Source organism: Nocardia sp. NPDC059195 (assembly GCF_042754695.1).
In the GTDB taxonomy this organism is placed as follows: Bacteria; Actinomycetota; Actinomycetes; order Mycobacteriales; family Mycobacteriaceae; genus Nocardia.
Window position 1 is genome coordinate 42533 of sequence record NZ_JBHZBG010000003.1, and the last position, 14882, is coordinate 57414.

At 68.6% G+C, this 14882-nt stretch carries 15 protein-coding genes and 1 pseudogene; 9 read left to right on the plus strand and 7 right to left on the minus strand.

The genetic code is table 11. The annotated features are described in order from the left end of the window. Nucleotides 1-7: 7 nt before the first annotated feature. A complete protein-coding gene (locus ACFXKN_RS05005; protein ID WP_378949900.1) occupies nucleotides 8-1438 on the plus strand; it encodes an SDR family NAD(P)-dependent oxidoreductase in 1431 nt (476 codons plus the stop codon). 68 nt (nucleotides 1439-1506) lie between these two features. Beyond that, nucleotides 1507-1881, plus strand: a complete 375-nt coding sequence (locus ACFXKN_RS05010) for a DUF2784 domain-containing protein (RefSeq protein ID WP_378949902.1) — start codon at nucleotides 1507-1509, stop codon at nucleotides 1879-1881. Here ACFXKN_RS05010 and ACFXKN_RS05015 read toward each other — a convergent pair. Continuing rightward, on the minus strand, nucleotides 1862-2614 hold the full coding sequence (locus ACFXKN_RS05015; RefSeq protein WP_379432454.1) for a thioesterase II family protein: 753 nt from the start codon (nucleotides 2612-2614) through the stop codon (nucleotides 1862-1864). The genes ACFXKN_RS05010 and ACFXKN_RS05015 overlap by 20 nt on opposite strands. Nucleotides 2615-2656: 42 nt before the next feature. Between ACFXKN_RS05015 and ACFXKN_RS05020 the strand changes: the two genes are divergently transcribed. Continuing rightward, a complete protein-coding gene (locus ACFXKN_RS05020) occupies nucleotides 2657-4096 on the plus strand; it encodes a CoA transferase (RefSeq protein ID WP_379432455.1) in 1440 nt (479 codons plus the stop codon). Between the two features lie 10 nt (nucleotides 4097-4106). On the opposite strand, the gene ACFXKN_RS05025 is transcribed toward ACFXKN_RS05020, so the two are convergent. Beyond that, complete coding sequence (locus ACFXKN_RS05025) at nucleotides 4107-4676, minus strand: TetR/AcrR family transcriptional regulator (RefSeq protein WP_379432456.1); 570 nt, start codon at nucleotides 4674-4676, stop codon at nucleotides 4107-4109. 105 nt (nucleotides 4677-4781) lie between these two features. On the opposite strand from ACFXKN_RS05025, the gene ACFXKN_RS05030 reads away from it, so the two are divergent. From ACFXKN_RS05030 to ACFXKN_RS05040, 3 genes are read left to right on the plus strand one after another with little or no spacing between them, the layout of a single operon-like run. After that, nucleotides 4782-5996, plus strand: coding sequence for an FAD-dependent monooxygenase (locus tag ACFXKN_RS05030; RefSeq protein ID WP_379432457.1), 1215 nt, complete (start codon nucleotides 4782-4784; stop codon nucleotides 5994-5996). A 55-nt stretch (nucleotides 5997-6051) separates the two neighbouring features. After that, nucleotides 6052-7092, plus strand: coding sequence for a nucleoside hydrolase (locus tag ACFXKN_RS05035; protein WP_379432458.1), 1041 nt, complete (start codon nucleotides 6052-6054; stop codon nucleotides 7090-7092). Then, nucleotides 7089-7970: an amidohydrolase family protein gene (locus ACFXKN_RS05040; protein ID WP_379432459.1), complete on the plus strand. Its 882-nt coding sequence runs from the start codon at nucleotides 7089-7091 to the stop codon at nucleotides 7968-7970. The genes ACFXKN_RS05035 and ACFXKN_RS05040 overlap by 4 nt, the downstream gene beginning before the upstream one ends. Here the strand turns inward: ACFXKN_RS05040 and ACFXKN_RS05045 are convergent. From ACFXKN_RS05045 to ACFXKN_RS05055, 3 genes and pseudogenes are all read right to left on the minus strand, one after another. Continuing rightward, nucleotides 7934-8175: pseudogene (locus ACFXKN_RS05045) on the minus strand (hypothetical protein); the annotation flags it as partial. The gene ACFXKN_RS05040 and the pseudogene ACFXKN_RS05045 overlap by 37 nt on opposite strands. Nucleotides 8176-8223: 48 nt before the next feature. Continuing rightward, a complete protein-coding gene (locus tag ACFXKN_RS05050; protein WP_379432460.1) occupies nucleotides 8224-8856 on the minus strand; it encodes a response regulator in 633 nt (210 codons plus the stop codon). Beyond that, nucleotides 8853-10007 (minus strand): sensor histidine kinase, encoded by a 1155-nt coding sequence (locus tag ACFXKN_RS05055; RefSeq protein WP_379432461.1) that lies wholly within the window; start codon nucleotides 10005-10007, stop codon nucleotides 8853-8855. The genes ACFXKN_RS05050 and ACFXKN_RS05055 overlap by 4 nt, the downstream gene beginning before the upstream one ends. Before the next feature lie 243 nt (nucleotides 10008-10250). On the opposite strand from ACFXKN_RS05055, the gene ACFXKN_RS05060 reads away from it, so the two are divergent. Genes ACFXKN_RS05060 through ACFXKN_RS05070 form a run of 3 tightly spaced genes read left to right on the plus strand, consistent with a single transcriptional unit; the run spans nucleotide 10251 to nucleotide 13960 of the window. After that, nucleotides 10251-11747, plus strand: coding sequence for a multicopper oxidase family protein (locus ACFXKN_RS05060; RefSeq protein ID WP_379432462.1), 1497 nt, complete (start codon nucleotides 10251-10253; stop codon nucleotides 11745-11747). Between the two features lie 13 nt (nucleotides 11748-11760). Continuing rightward, nucleotides 11761-13122, plus strand: coding sequence for a TIGR01777 family oxidoreductase (locus tag ACFXKN_RS05065; protein ID WP_379432463.1), 1362 nt, complete (start codon nucleotides 11761-11763; stop codon nucleotides 13120-13122). A 31-nt stretch (nucleotides 13123-13153) separates the two neighbouring features. Next, nucleotides 13154-13960: an FAD-binding domain-containing protein gene (locus ACFXKN_RS05070; RefSeq protein ID WP_379432464.1), complete on the plus strand. Its 807-nt coding sequence runs from the start codon at nucleotides 13154-13156 to the stop codon at nucleotides 13958-13960. 38 nt (nucleotides 13961-13998) lie between these two features. On the opposite strand, the gene ACFXKN_RS05075 is transcribed toward ACFXKN_RS05070, so the two are convergent. Together ACFXKN_RS05075 and ACFXKN_RS05080 are read right to left on the minus strand one after the other, a co-directional pair. Then, nucleotides 13999-14472, minus strand: coding sequence for an SRPBCC domain-containing protein (locus ACFXKN_RS05075; protein ID WP_378949926.1), 474 nt, complete (start codon nucleotides 14470-14472; stop codon nucleotides 13999-14001). Next, complete coding sequence (locus ACFXKN_RS05080; RefSeq protein ID WP_378949928.1) at nucleotides 14469-14834, minus strand: ArsR/SmtB family transcription factor; 366 nt, start codon at nucleotides 14832-14834, stop codon at nucleotides 14469-14471. Before ACFXKN_RS05080 ends, ACFXKN_RS05075 begins: the two co-directional genes overlap by 4 nt. Nucleotides 14835-14882 lie beyond the last annotated feature (48 nt).

Genomic DNA, 14882 nt, shown 5'->3' on the forward strand with positions numbered 1-14882 from the left:
CTCCCCGATGACCGAGAACATGATCGATCCGGATGAGTTGGCGACCTGTTTGCGGGTACTGGAACGCGCCGGGCAGTTGGAGAAGGAACACCCCGATTCCATCGCCGTGCAGCGCGCCGTCGGGCACATGTTCAAGAAACTCAAGCACCGCCGTCGCATCGAGGCCAGGGAGCAGATCTCCTCGAACGACCGCGCGGTCATCGCCGCGACCGCGACCGGCTCCCCACAGCGGATCGATGACGAGACCGCGGGCATCCCGATCAGCTCGACCACCTCCGGTGCGAGCGCGGGCACCCTGCTCAAGGCGCGACCCTGCTACATCTGCAAGCAGAAATACACCCAGGTCGACGCGTTCTACCACCAGCTGTGCCCCGACTGCGCGGCCGCGAGCCATACCAGGCGCGACGCCCGCACCGACCTGACCGGCAAGCGCGCCCTGCTCACCGGTGGCCGCGCCAAGATCGGCATGTACATCGCGTTGCGCCTGCTGCGCGACGGCGCGCACACCACCATCACCACCCGCTTCCCCAACGACGCGATCCGCCGCTTCGCCGCCATGGAGGACAGCGCCGACTGGCTGCACCGGCTGCGCGTCGTCGGCATCGACCTGCGTGACCCCGCGCAGGTCGTGGCACTGGCCGACGACGTCGCCGCACAGGGCCCCCTCGACATCCTGATCAACAACGCCGCCCAGACCGTGCGCCGCTCGGCCGGCGCCTACAGCGCTCTGGTCGACGCCGAGACTGCCCCGCTCCCCGCGGGCGTCCTGCCGGAAATGGTCACCTTCGGCAAGACCATGCAGGCGCACCCGACCGCGCTCACCGCCTCGCTCACGCCGTCGCTGTCGGCCACCGATGTCGCCGAACTCGCGCTGGTCGCGGGCTCGGCCACCCCGGAACGGATCGCGGCGGGCGTTGCCATCGACGCAGGCGGCCTCGTCCCCGATCTCGCGCACACCAACAGCTGGGTGCAGACGGTCGGCGAGGTGGAGGCCACCGAACTGCTCGAGGTGCAGCTGTGCAACTCGGTCGCGCCGTTCATCCTGGTGTCGCGGTTGCGTCCGGCGCTGGCCGCCGCGGCGGGCAGGCGCAAGTACGTGGTCAATGTCTCGGCGATGGAAGGCCAGTTCGGCCGCGGCTACAAGGGCCCGGGGCACCCGCACACGAATATGGCCAAGGCCGCGCTGAACATGCTCACCCGTACCAGCGCGCTCGAGATGTTCGAGGCCGACTCGATCCTGATGACCGCCGTCGACACCGGCTGGATCACCGATGAACGCCCGCACTTCACGAAGGTCCGCCTCGCCGAAGAGGGCTTCCACGCGCCCCTCGATCTCGTCGACGGCGCCGCCCGCGTCTACGACCCGATCGTGCAGGGCGAGGACGGCGTCGACCTGTACGGCTGCTTCCTGAAGGACTACCGGCCTTCGCCCTGGTGATCCAAGCGATGCCGAACCGGAATGATGATCATGATTCCGACCGGCGAACGGTTACATATTCTGAATAGGTGCTGTTCCGGGTGCTGGCCGACGTTTTCGCCGTCACCCACGTCGCGTTCATCGCGTACGTGGTCGCCGGTGGCTTCCTCGCGTGGCGATGGCCGCGCACGATCGGCCTGCACGTGCTGGCCGTGGCGTGGGGTTTCGGCACCGTCCTGATCGGCTTCCACTGCCCGCTGACCTACGCCGAGAACTGGGCGCGCAGGCAGGCCGAGGTGGGCGAGTTGCCCGCCGCGGGATTCATCGACCACTACCTGACCGGCGTGATCTACCCCGACAGCGCACTCGGCTTGGTGCGCGCGCTCGCGGCGGTGGCCGTGCTGGTGTCGTGGCTGGGCTACGCGCGCCTGCACCAGCGCCGACTCAGTTCACGTGCCGTGTGATCTCCTGCGCCACCGCGGCGTGCTGTTCGTCGAGATAGAAGTGCCCGCCACCGAACGTGCGGATGCTGAACGGCCCGTCGGTGACCGCACGCCACTGTTCGGCCTGCGCCACGGTGGTCGTCGGGTCCTCGGTGCTGACGAGCGCGACTACCGGGCAGCGCAGCGACGGTCCCGGTCGCTGCCGATAGGTCTCGACCGCCTGGTAGTCGGCGCGGACGGCGGGCAGTACGAGATCGGCGAGTCCTGGTTCGGTACGCAGCAGTCGCACCGGTGCCGGATCGTTCGCCAGACGCTCCAGATCGTCGATGAGCGCGCTGTCCGAGGCCTGGTGCAGCCGTGCCGTTTCGACGAATTCCGGTGCGGGACGGCCGGATACGATGAGTGCGCGAACCGGTTGTCCGGCCGCGGCGAGTCGCAGCGCGGTCTCGTAGGCAACGGTCGCGCCCATGCTGTGCCCGAACAGTGAACGGGCCGGTCCCGGCTGACGCGCGATGTCCGCGGCGATCCGGTCGGCGAGCAGATGCAGGTCGGTGATCGTCGGGTCTGCGAGGCGGTCCTGCCGCCCCGGATACTGCACCGCGGCCACCTCGACGCCCGCACCGATGTGTCGCGCCAACTCCCGATAGAAGGTCGCCGATCCCCCGCCTGGCGGAAAGCACGTCAATCGCCCGCGCGCCGCTGTGTCCGGTCGCAGTATTCGAACCCACTCCGTCGCAGCCGTATTCACGCCCACATCACACTCCTCACCATCATCACCGCAACTAGGCTGGTCGATGTGACCACCGCGCAGCAGCTCGTCCACGCCTACGAGACAGGACTGGGACTCCCACTGTCGAGCGATGTCGACGTGCCGGACGCGGGTGCGCGGTTGGCGGCCACCCTACCGGTGTGGGCGCTCGCCGCGGGTTCGGTCGCGGCGGCGAGCGCGGCCGCCAACCGGGTCAGAGTCGCGCGGGGACTGCCCACCCGCCCTGTTCGCCTCGATGCCGACCGGGTGAGCGCGGCATTCAGCAGTGAACGTCTGTTCCGTCGAGGCGCGAGCGCCCCCTCGATCTTCACCGAGCTGTCAGGCTTCTTCCCCACCGCCGACGGCTGGGTCCGCACCCACGCGAACTACCCACATCACCGTGACCGGCTCCTGCGGGCACTCGACCTGCCCGCCGACGGTGACGCCGACCGGCTCACCGACCGATTGTCCACGATGAAGGGCGCCGAGATCGAAGACGCCGCGACCGTGGCAGGTGCGATCGCGGTCCGCGTCCGCACCGAAGACGAATGGTCGACCAGCCCGATGGGCCGTGCCGCCGCGACCGGCCCGTTGGTCGCCTCGGACGTGCGCGCGGACCGTATGCCCACCACCGATGCGAGGCTGTCGGCGGGCGGGCACGATCCTCGCCCGCGCGAGAACGATCACCGGCCGCGCACTCCACTCGGCGCCACCGGGGCCGGTCCCACGACCGACCGACCGCTGACCGGCATTCGCGTGCTCGACCTGACTCGCGTCCTCGCCGGGCCGGTCGCCACCCGAACGCTGGCCCTGCTCGGCGCCGATGTGCTCCGCATCGACCCACCGCACCTCCCCGAGATCGACTGGCAGTTCGCCGACAACTGCCAGGGCAAGCGCTCGACCTTGCTCGACCTACGCACCGACCTCGCGACCTTCGAGGCTCTCCTCGCCGAGGCGGACGTGCTCGTCACCGGCTACCGCCCGGGCGCGCTCGCCGCGGCCGGTGTCGGCGCGGCCCGGCGTCCCGGTTCGATCGAGGCCTCGGTCTCCGCATGGGGCACGAGCGGACCGTGGGGCGACCGACGAGGTTTCGATAGCATCGTCCAGGCGGCATCCGGCATCTCGTTCATCGAGGGAACACCGGATCGTCCCGGCGCACTGCCCGCCCAGGCACTCGACCACGGGTCGGGCTACCTCTTGGCCGCCGCCGTCATGGACGCACTCCTGGCCCGCGCCCACGACGGGTTCGGTCGAAACATCGCAGTCTCGCTGGCCCGCACCGCATCCTGGCTCCTGGCCGCGGACGGCCGCTCCCCCGAACATCCTGCCGCGACACCACCCGATCCGGCATCGACGGTCACCCACCACGAACTTGTCACGGCCGCACCGGCATTCGCCGATTACGACGATTACCGCTGGCCCGCGCCGCCGTACGGATCGGCACAGCCGTTCTGGGTCGAAGCGCCCGACCACTACCACCGCCCGTGACCGGACTCGATCACTTTCCCGCGAGCGCCTGGACCGCCACGCTGAGCTGATCACCATCGATGCCGACCTCGCCGGGATCAAGCAACCACAGCATCCCGAGTCCCTGGGCGAGCGCGAAGTACAACCGCCCGATCGCCGCGGCCTGTGCCGGATCGAGTTCGGGATGCGCAGCCTGCACATGGGCCCCGAGGTCGACGAACGCCCCGGACAGCTGGTCGCCCAGCTGTGCCCGCGCCTCGTCGGAGCGCACGATCCGCACGATGTTCTCCAGGCTGGCCAGCATCGCCTCGTGATTGCCCGCGAACACCGCGGGCATCCCGTTCCACAACAGCGCGAGCCCCTCCAGTGGCGACTTCCCGGCTCCCGCGGTGATCAACTCGTCCATCGCGTCACCGATGGAGTTGCCGAGCGCCTCGCTCAACGCCTCGGTGACCAGGCGATCCTTCGACCCGAAGTGGTAGCCGATCGCGGCCAGGCTCACCCCCGCCGCGGCGGCGATATCGCGCGCGGTCGCCTTCGCGACGCCGCGCTCCAGAATCACTTTGCGCGCCCCCGCCAGTAGATCTTCTCTGTTACCCATGCTCAGCAGCCTACCCGACGTCTTAGACATTTGTTCTAGACATCCGTGCCAGCCTCTGTTAGACATATGTCTAAGACATTCGTACATCAGACGGGAAACACCATCATGAGCATCACCAGCCCCCTCCACGTTCTCGTCTCCGGCGGCGGTATCGCGGGCAACGCGGTCGCGCTCCAGTTGCTGCGCAACGGCATTCGCACCACCGTCGTCGAGCGCGCCGCGGTCCCCCGTCCCGGCGGCCAGGCCGTCGATCTGCGTGGCCCGAGCAAGGAAGCCGCCGAGCGGATGGGTTTGATGGCCGGCATCGCCGAGTACCAGCTCGACGAGCGCGGGATGTCCTATATCGACGGCGACGGCAAGATCTACGCCAGGATGGCGATGGCGGACTTCGATGGTCAGGGCGCCGTCGCCGAAATCGAGATCACCCGCGGCGATCTCAATCAAGTGCTACTCGACGCGGTGGCCATCGCCGACAACGGTCAGCTGGACTATCGCTACGGCGAGTGGATCGACAACGTCGTCCAGGACGACACCGGCGTGGACGTCACGTTCGCATCCGGGGTCACCGAGCGGTTCGACCTGGTGATCGGCGCCGACGGTGTGCACTCGGCGACCCGTCGACTCGTCTTCGGGCCCGAGGAGAAGTTCAGCACCAACCTCGGCGGGTACGGCGCCTTCTTCACCATGCCGAAGCCGGCCGATGTGGAGCCGGGCTGGTTCAGCATGCGGCTCGTGCCCGGTGCCATGCTCGGCATCCGCCCCGACGGCGACCCGAGCACCGCCAAGGCGATCATCACCATGCGCACCGAGGTCGACCCGGCACTGCGCCGCGACGTCGACGCCCAGCGCGCTCTCATCAGGAAGACGATCGGCGACGCGGGCTGGCACGCCCCGGCGGTCCTCGACGCGATGGACTCCACCGCCGACTTCTACTTCGATGAAGTCGCCCGCGTCGACGTCCCCGAGTTGTCCATCGGCCGGGTGACGCTGATCGGTGACGCGGGCTACTGCGGATCCCCGCTGAGCGGCATGGGCACCGCGATGGCCATCGTCGGCGCCTACGTGCTGGCCTCCGAGATCGCCGCCACCCCGAACGATCTGGCAGGCGCGCAGCAGCGCTACCAGGACAAGATCTCGCCGTTCCTCGACAAGGCCAAGGAGATCCCCGGCGGCGGTATGGCGATGATGATCCCCAAATCCCCGCTGTTGACGCGGCTCGCGAAGGCGAACGTGCGACTCATGATGTCGCGCCCGATGCGTCCGCTGACCAAGAAGATCTTCTTCGGCCACACCGAGGAGTTCGCCCTCCCGACCTACTGACCCCACCTACCGACTGGCCGCGGACCCCGCATGGTCCGCGGCTACTCTCGATGACGTGCCGCAGAAGATCATCCTCGACGTCGATACCGGGATCGACGACTCCCTGGCCATCCTCTACCTGCTGGCCTCCGACGACGCCGAGATCATCGGCATCGCCGCCACCGCGGGCAACGTGGACGGGGCACAGGTCGCGGCAAATACCCTGGCGATGCTCGACCTGGGCCGGGCACCCGAGATCGAGGTGGCGCTCGGCGCGGCCGAACCGATCGCCATCCCCTTGCGCACCACCGAGGACACCCACGGTCCGCAGGGCCTCGGGTACGCCGAACTGCCCGTCTCACCGCGTGCGCTGTCGTCACGGTCGGCGGCCCAGCTCTGGGTGGACCTGGTTCGCGCGAACCCCGGCGAGGTGACCGGCCTGTGCACCGGTCCGTTGACCAATCTCGCGCTGGCCCTGCGTATCGAACCCGAACTGCCGCGCCTGCTGCACCGTCTGGTCATCATGGGTGGCGCGTTCAACCACCCCGGCAACACGACCCCGACCAACGAGTGGAACATCCACGTCGACCCCGAAGCGGCCAAAGAGGTGTTCGACGCCTTCTCCGCGGCGGCGCCGGAGCGCAGGCCGCTGGTCTGCGCACTCGACATCACCGAGTCCATCGAGATGGGCCCCGAACATCTCGAGCTACTGGCGCAGTCGGCACACAGCGCACCGATCGAGCAGGTCAGCGCGGGCGATCCCACCGAATTCCGGTCGGCGGCAAGCAATCCGATCATCCGCTATCTCACCGACGCGGTGCGGTTCTATTTCGACTTCCACCACCAGTACGACCTGGGCTACCTGGCGCACATGCACGACCCGTTCGCCGCCGCGGTCGCACTCGATCCGACTCTGGCGACCACCCGCCCGGCCACCGTCGACGTGGAGCTGACCGGCACCATCACCCGCGCCACCACCGTCGCCGACTGGTCCGGCATGTGGGGCCGAGAACCCAACGCCGACATCGTGATCGGCACCGACCCCGCCGTTTTCTTCGAACGCCTCGTCACCCGCGTCGGTGCCCTGGCCCGCCACCTCTACCCGGAGCCGTCATGACCCAAGACACCGTCGCCTATCTCGCCGACTTCCGCGAACGCTACAACCTGCCCGCGATCGTCGACGTCCACACCCATTTCATGCCCGATCAGGTGATGCACAAGGTCTGGGCGTATTTCGACGCCGTCGGGCCGCTGATCGGCCGACCGTGGCCGATCACCTATCGCGACGACGAGCAGGTGCGTCTGAAGACCTTGCGCGACTTCGGCATCCGAGCGTTCACCTCGCTGGTGTACCCGCACAAGCCGGAGATGGCGGCCTGGCTCAACGGCTGGACCGCCGAGTTCGCCGCCCGCACCCCCGACTGCCTGCACACGGCCACCTTCTACCCCGAGCCGGACGCGCCACGCTACGTCCGCGAGGCCATCGACAATGGTGCGCGAGTGTTCAAGGTGCACATCCAGGTCGGCGCGTTCTCGCCCTTGGACCCCCTGCTCGACCCGGTGTGGGCAATCCTCGCCGAGACCGGCACACCCGTTGTCATCCACTGCGGATCCGGTCCCGCCCCGGGCGAATTCACCGGGCCCGCCCCCATCGCCGAACTCCTGCGACGCTTCCCGACCCTATGCTTGATCATCGCGCACATGGGAACCCCCGAATACAGCGAGTTCCTCGATCTGGCCGAGCAGTACCCGCTGCTCTATCTCGATACCACCATGGTGTGGACCGACTTCAGCGAAGGCGGTGCGCCCTTCCCACCCGCCGAACGAGATCGCTTGCGCCGCTTCGCCGATCGCATTCTGTTCGGCAGCGACTTCCCGAACATCCCCTATCCCTATGCCGAGGCCGTCGCCGCACTGGAACGTCTCGACCTCGGTCCGGAATGGCTGCGCAAGGTCTGTCATGACAATGCGGCACGGTTGTTCGAGCTCGGCTGATCAGGCGGGATCTCCATCCCTTCGGCCAGGAGCGGCCACGAGTTCTTGAAGGCCTTCTGCCAGTAGCCCCACGAGTGGGTGCCCTGGTTCGACAGGTCGAAGGTCGCGGGGATGTCGAGTCGTCCAGGCGCTTCTGCAGGTTCTTGGTGCACCAGCGGGTCGTAGCCTCGATGACGCCGCCGACGACGATCTGGTCGGCCAACCCGACCGGCACGACAATCCGACTCCGGACGACCTATCTCACCTCGGGATGTCAGCGGTCGATGACCTCGGCCGCGTAGACGGCGAGGCGAACACGGTTGTCGGTGCCGGTCTTCCCGAGCAGGTTGGCGATGTGGGACTTGACGGTGCTGACGCCCAGGTGGAGCCGATCAGCGATCTCCTGGTTGCCGTACCCCTGCGCGACGAGACGAAGGACGTCGAGCTCCCGTGGCGTCAGATCGGGCGTGGGGACCGGCGCCGACGGTGCCGCGAGTGCCCGGTCGACCAGGCGGCGCAGCAGCGCGGGCGAGAACAGCAGATCGCCGTCCACCGTGCGCCGGATCGCGTCGAGCAGTACGGCGGGCTCGGTGTCCTTGACGAAATAGCCCGCGGCCCCGGCGGACAGCGCGGGAAACAGGTGTTCGTCGTCGTCGAAGGTGGTCAGCACGAGCACCTTCGCGCGCGGCGACGAGGCAAGGATCTGCCGGGTCGCCGCGACACCATCGAGGCCGGGCATCCGCAGATCCATGACGACCAGGTCGGGGGCGAGCTCGGCGTGCAGCCGCACCGCTTCGACGCCGTCGGCCGCCTCCCCGACGACGGCGAGGTCGGCGGTGTCCTCGATGAGCATCCGCAAGCCCGCCCGTACCAGACGCTGATCGTCCACCAACAAGACCGTGATCACGACAGCTCCACTTCGCTCGCGGTGTCCGGCAGCCAGGCGCGCACCGTCCAATTCTCGTCGTCGGCGCCCGTGCCGACGACGAGAGTGCCCCCGGCGAGTTCGGCGCGCTCCCGCATTCCGACGATTCCGTGTCCCGCCGGCGCCGACAACTCGCGAGCGCCGTTGACTACCTCGAGCGCGATCCCGTCCGCGTCCCTGATGATCCGAAACCGCACCGGCACACCACGATCCGCGTGTTTCATCACATTGGTCAGCGATTCCTGAACCAGGCGCAACAGGGTGAGCCTGCTGATCGCGTCGAGCCCGCCGAGGTCGGCATCGACCTCGGCCGCGACAGCGAACCCGGCGGCACGGGCCCGGGTGAGCGCGGCCTCGACCTCGGTCACGACCGCATCGGTATCGACCAGGGCGACAGTGCCGAGGGCCGGGTCACGCAGGGCGGCGAGCAGCCTGCGAATATCGGCGAGCGCATCGGCCGCGGTGCCACGCACATCGTCGAGCACGGCGACCATACGCGGATCGGCTTCGCGCACAACATGTCCGGCCACCGAGATCCGCAGAATGATCGACGCCATGTGGTGGGCGACCACATCGTGGAGTTCCCTGGCCAGTGCGGCGCGTTCGTCGAGGCGGGTACGGGCTTGCGCCTCTTCGGCGCGTATTCGCACATTCTCCGCGAGGTCACGCTGCCCACGCAGATACAACCCGAGCAGCAACGGCAGTCCCACATACGCCGCGGCCTCGACGAGAGTGGACGCCCGACCGATCGAGTTGTCGTGCAGACCGACCCGCCCGAGCGCCACCGCCGCGGCCCATCCGGCCGTCGCCACCGCGACGGTCGACCACCGATGTGTGCGCGCCACCACATCGACCAGAGCCACCGCGCCGAGGTAGGGCACCAGACCGGACACACCCCAGGCATCCGTCCGCAGCATCGGCACCGCCAGCGCCGACAGCACGATCGACACCACGAGCGGCCACCGCGAGCCGGCCAGGAACACCACGCCCGCGGTCATCGCCAGCAACCAGTAGTGCGGCGGCACACGGTACTGGTCCGGGTAGGTGCTGGCCAGCAGTACCACCGGAATCAGCAGCAGCGGCAGCCACCGCACCAGCCTTCGCCAGTCGCGGTGTGCACGGATGTCGATCACGTCCCCACGGTAAGTGACCGAGCGGTTCGGACCGCGCGAGCAGGCGGGTCGGCGCGTCCGCGAGAGAGGCGCGGGCCACGCGGCCGACCCGTCCGGGATCGGACCGAACACGAAATACCACGCGACTGGCCCGTCCGCAAGGGCCGCGCGGGCGGAATCCGTCGGGCCGGATCCGACTGTTCGGCGGAGTCGCCGCCGCCGTGGCCGAACGAGGCTGGAGGTTCCCGTACAGAAGGAGCACACGTGGTCTCGCGACGAGGATTTCTCACCGGGCTCGCCCTCACACCGGTGGTGTACGCGGCCGGGTGTTCGATCCGCCCGTCGACACCCGGTTCGGCAGCCGACTCGACCCGCCCATTGCCCATCCCACCGCTGGCCGCATCGGCCGTCGGCGCGGACGGCGTCCGCCGGTTCACGCTGCGAGCGCAGGCGGGCACCACCGAGATGATCCGGGGCAAGCAGACCCCGACGTGGGGCTACAGCGGGTCGATCCTCGGACCGACCGTGCGCGCTCGACGCGGCGAGAAGCTCGCCTTCACCATCACCAATGATCTGCCCGAGCCCACCTCGGTGCACTGGCACGGCATGCACCTGCCCGCGAAGTTCGACGGTGGCCCCCACCAGATGATCGGGCCCGGCGCGGTATGGGCGCCGAATTGGACGGTGCAACAGCAGGCCGCCACGCTCTGGTACCACCCACATCCGCACGGCGCGACCGAAAAGCACGTCCACCGTGGCCTTTCCGGCTTCTTCCTGATCGACGACGATCCGGCGGACGCGCTCGATCTGCCGAAAAACTATGGTGTCGACGATATTCCGTTGGTGATTCAAGATCGCCGCTTCACCGCCGACGGCACGCTCGACGAATCCGACGCCACCGATGTCGGCCTGCTCGGCGACACGATCGTCACCAACGGCATCGCCAACGCCCACCTGCCGGTCACCACCGACCGGGTCCGGTTGCGAATCCTCAACGGCTCGTCGGGTCGCCTCTACAACCTCGCCTTCAGCGACGGCAGAACGTTCCAGCTCATCGCCACCGACGGCGGTCTACTGCCGGAACCCGTTGCCCTGAACCGGATTCCACTCAGCCCCGGTGAACGTGCCGAGCTGGTGGTCACCCTCGGTGCGGGCGAGAACGTCACCTTGCGGTCCCTGCCGATCACCGAGCGCGCGGGCATCGACCGCGCCGCCGAGTTCGGCTTCGACGACACCTTCGACATCCTGACGCTGCGTGCCGCCGACACTCTGCGCCCTTCCGGCGCGCTGCCCGCGACCCTGATCCCGATGCGGGCGCTCGCCTCCGCGACCACCGCGCCGACCCGCTCGTTCGACCTCCAATGGTTCATGATCAACAACCGCCGCATGGACATGAACCGCATCGACATGACCATCCCCGTCGACACCACCGAAGTATGGACGGTCCGCAACAAGGACAACTGGCCGCACAACTTCCACGTCCACGACGTCCAATTCCAGATCATCGCCATCGACGGAACACCGCCTCCCGCGACCCTTTCCGGCTGGAAGGACACCGTCTACACCGCCCCCGACACCACCTACACCCTCGCCATGCACTTCGCCGACCACACCGACCCCACCTACCCGTACATGTACCACTGCCACCTCCTCCACCACGAAGACCAGGGCATGATGGGCCAGTTCCTGGTCCTCGCCCCGGGTCAGCAACCCACACCCATGCAGATGGATATGGGCGCCATGGGTCACGGCGGATCGTGACTACAGTCGAGTGATGGGCATCGAGTGTTCTGACATCGTTGCGACACCCCGGGCCGACGTCTTCGCCTGGTTCGCCCGTCGCGGTGCGTTCACGCGCTTGGCTCCACCATGGCAGCCGGTCACCTTGCTCGCCGAAGCCGATTCGCTGGCCACCGGGCGAGCGGTGCTCGGCCTTCCCGGCGGGCTGCGCTGGATCGCTCAGCACGACCCCGAGCAGTATCGACCGCCCGAGCGGTTCGCCGACGCCGTCGCGGCGGAAGGACCGGCCTCGTTGCCGGTCGCCCGGCTGCTGCCGTGGCGGCATGTACACGAGTTCGCCGAGATCGACGACGCCCACACCCGTGTCATCGATCGGGTGCAGACGCCGATTCCGGAGTCCGTGTTGCGGCCGATGTTCCACTACCGCTACCGCCAGCTCACCAATGATCTGGCCGCCCACCGCCGCGCGGCCGAGTCCGGCCTACCACCGACGACGATCGCGATGACCGGCGCGTCGGGCCTGGTCGGCTCCGCGCTGAGCGCCTTCCTCAGCACCGGCGGGCACCGCGTGGTGCGGCTGGTCCGCCATCCCACCCGTCATCCCGACGAACGGCAGTGGGACCCCGCCGCGCCTGCCGCCGACCTGCTCGCCGACGTCGATGCCGTGGTCCATCTGGCAGGGGCCTCCATCGCGGGCCGATTCACCGCCGCGCACCGGCGTGCGGTGGCCGACAGTCGCATCGAGCCGACCCGGCGGCTCGCCGAACTCGCCGCCGCCTCGGACGTCGACACCTTCGTCAGCGCGTCCGCCATCGGCTACTACGGCTATGACCGCGGCGAGCAGGCGCTGACCGAGAAGTCCGAGCGCGGTGACGGCTTCCTGGCCGATGTGGTCGAACAGTGGGAGGACGCGTGCGAGCCCGCGGCGGTGGGCGGAGTCCGCGTCGTGCGGGTGCGCACCGGCATCGTGCAGTCCCCGCGCGGGGGCACCCTGCGGTTGCTGCGACCGTTGTTCACCGCCGGTCTCGGTGGGCGCATCGGGGACGGCCGACAGTGGCTGTCGTGGATCGGAATCGACGATCTCGTCGATGTCTACCACCGCGCACTGTGGGACGACACCCTGGTAGGTCCGGTCAATGCCGTTGCACCACAGCCGGTTCGCAACAGCGAGTACACCCGAGTACTGGCACGAGTGCTACATCGCCCCGCGCTGCTGCCGGTCCCGAGCTTCGGTCCGGCGGTGCTGCTGGGCAGGCAGGGCGCGCGCGAACTCGCCGAGGCCGGCCAGCGAGTGACGCCGACCCGGCTGGCGAAGGCCGGGCACACCTTCCGAACCGAGGTTTTGGAGGAGACGCTGCGGCATCTGCTCGGACGAACCGCGAGCTGCGCCCGATGAGACCCCGCTACCGGCGCCCCGGTCGCTGTCGGTGCCCCCGATCCGGGGCGAGGCGCTACCCCGGCCCGCGGATCTCGCTTCCGGGCAGCCATCGCCACAGTTGCGGGTCGGCGGGGAGTCCACCGGCCGGGCGCTGCTGCGTGACTGGCTCGACGGCCCCATCGCCGACTACGCCCGTGACAACGATGATCTCGCCGCCGACGCCACCTCCCGGCTGTCGCCATACCTCCACTTCGGGTGCGTGTCCCCCACCGAGGTGGTGGGCCGGGTCGATACGGCGACCGAAGGCGGACTCGCCTTCGTCCGGCAGCTGGCCTGGCGCGACTTCCACCACCAGGTGCTCGCCGCTCGCCCCGATGCCGCCTGGTCGGACTACCGCACACGGATGACCGCGGGCCCCGACGACGAAAAGGCCGTCGCCGCGTGGCGAGACGGGCGCACCGGCTACCCGATCGTCGATGCGGGCATGCGCCAACTCCGCGCCGAGGGCTGGATGCCGGGGCGAGCGCGCTTGATCTCGGCCAGCTTCCTCGCCAAGTCGCTACGCCAGGACTGGCGGGTCGGCGCGGCGCATTTCCTGTACTGGCTCGTCGACGCCGATCTCGCGAACAACCAGCTCAACTGGCAGTGGGTCGCAGGCACCGGCACCGACACCCGGCCCAATCGGATCCTCAATCCCCTGCGCCAAGCCGACCGCTACGACCCCGACGGCGTCTACGTGCGGCGATGGCTACCCGAGCTGGCACACCTGCCCGGCGCGAACATTCATCGTCCGTGGCGCGAGAACGTCGATCCGGCGGAGTATCCCCCGCCGATCATCGACTGTGTCGGCAGCTAGCGCGCCGCCACTGCGCGCCTCGACGAGCAACAGGCCGCTCAGGCCTGGGCGACGAGATAGTTCACGAGGGAGTCGACGAGGCCGCGGGTGCCTTCCTCACGGTCGGCACCGGTGTCGAATCCGTCGAGGTGGGCGCCGAATTCGACGAGAGTGAGCTTGGTGCCGGTGGTGGTCGGTTCGAATTCCCAGGTGGCTACCGACGTGGAGATATGGGAGCCGTTCAGCCACATGTCGTAGGTATAGACGAGGCGTTCGTTGTCGACGATGTCGGTGTAGGTCGCGACGTAGCGGGAGGTCATCTTCTTCTCGAAGGTGCCTTCGTTGATCTCGCGGCCGCCGACCTCGAAGTCGACCGAGACCTCGCCCTGCTCCCAGCCTTCCTCGCCGCCGAACCACTTCGCCTTGGTGGTGGGGTCGGCGAAGGCCTGGAAGACGACGGCGGGCGCGACGGGCACCTCGCGTTCGATGGTGAACTGGGCATGGTTGATGGAGCGGGTCACCGTGTCGGTCATTGTTCTTCTCCCTCTGGGGTTTTGGTTGATTCCACGAGTAATGCCGTGAGCCGGTCCACCTGCCGCTGCGCCGGTGGACGTTGGCGATGCAGCCAGTCGATCGCGGCCCCGAAGGCATCCGGCACCAGCTGGTAGGTGCGCACGCGACCGATCTTCGCCGAGCTGACGAGCCGACCGGCCTCCAGCGCTTTCAGGTGCCCCACGATCGTCGGAAGCGCGACCTCGAACGGCGCGGCGAGATCCGACACCGATGCGGGCCCACCCGCCAGCCGTTCGACGATCGCGCGACGAGTCGGATCGGCCAATGCCCGGAAGACACTGTCGAGTCCGCCGTCCGGTTCGTCGCTCGAATACTTAGGCACATACCTAAGTATTCACATCTACCGCCGTCTGCGCAACCCCCTCGCCCG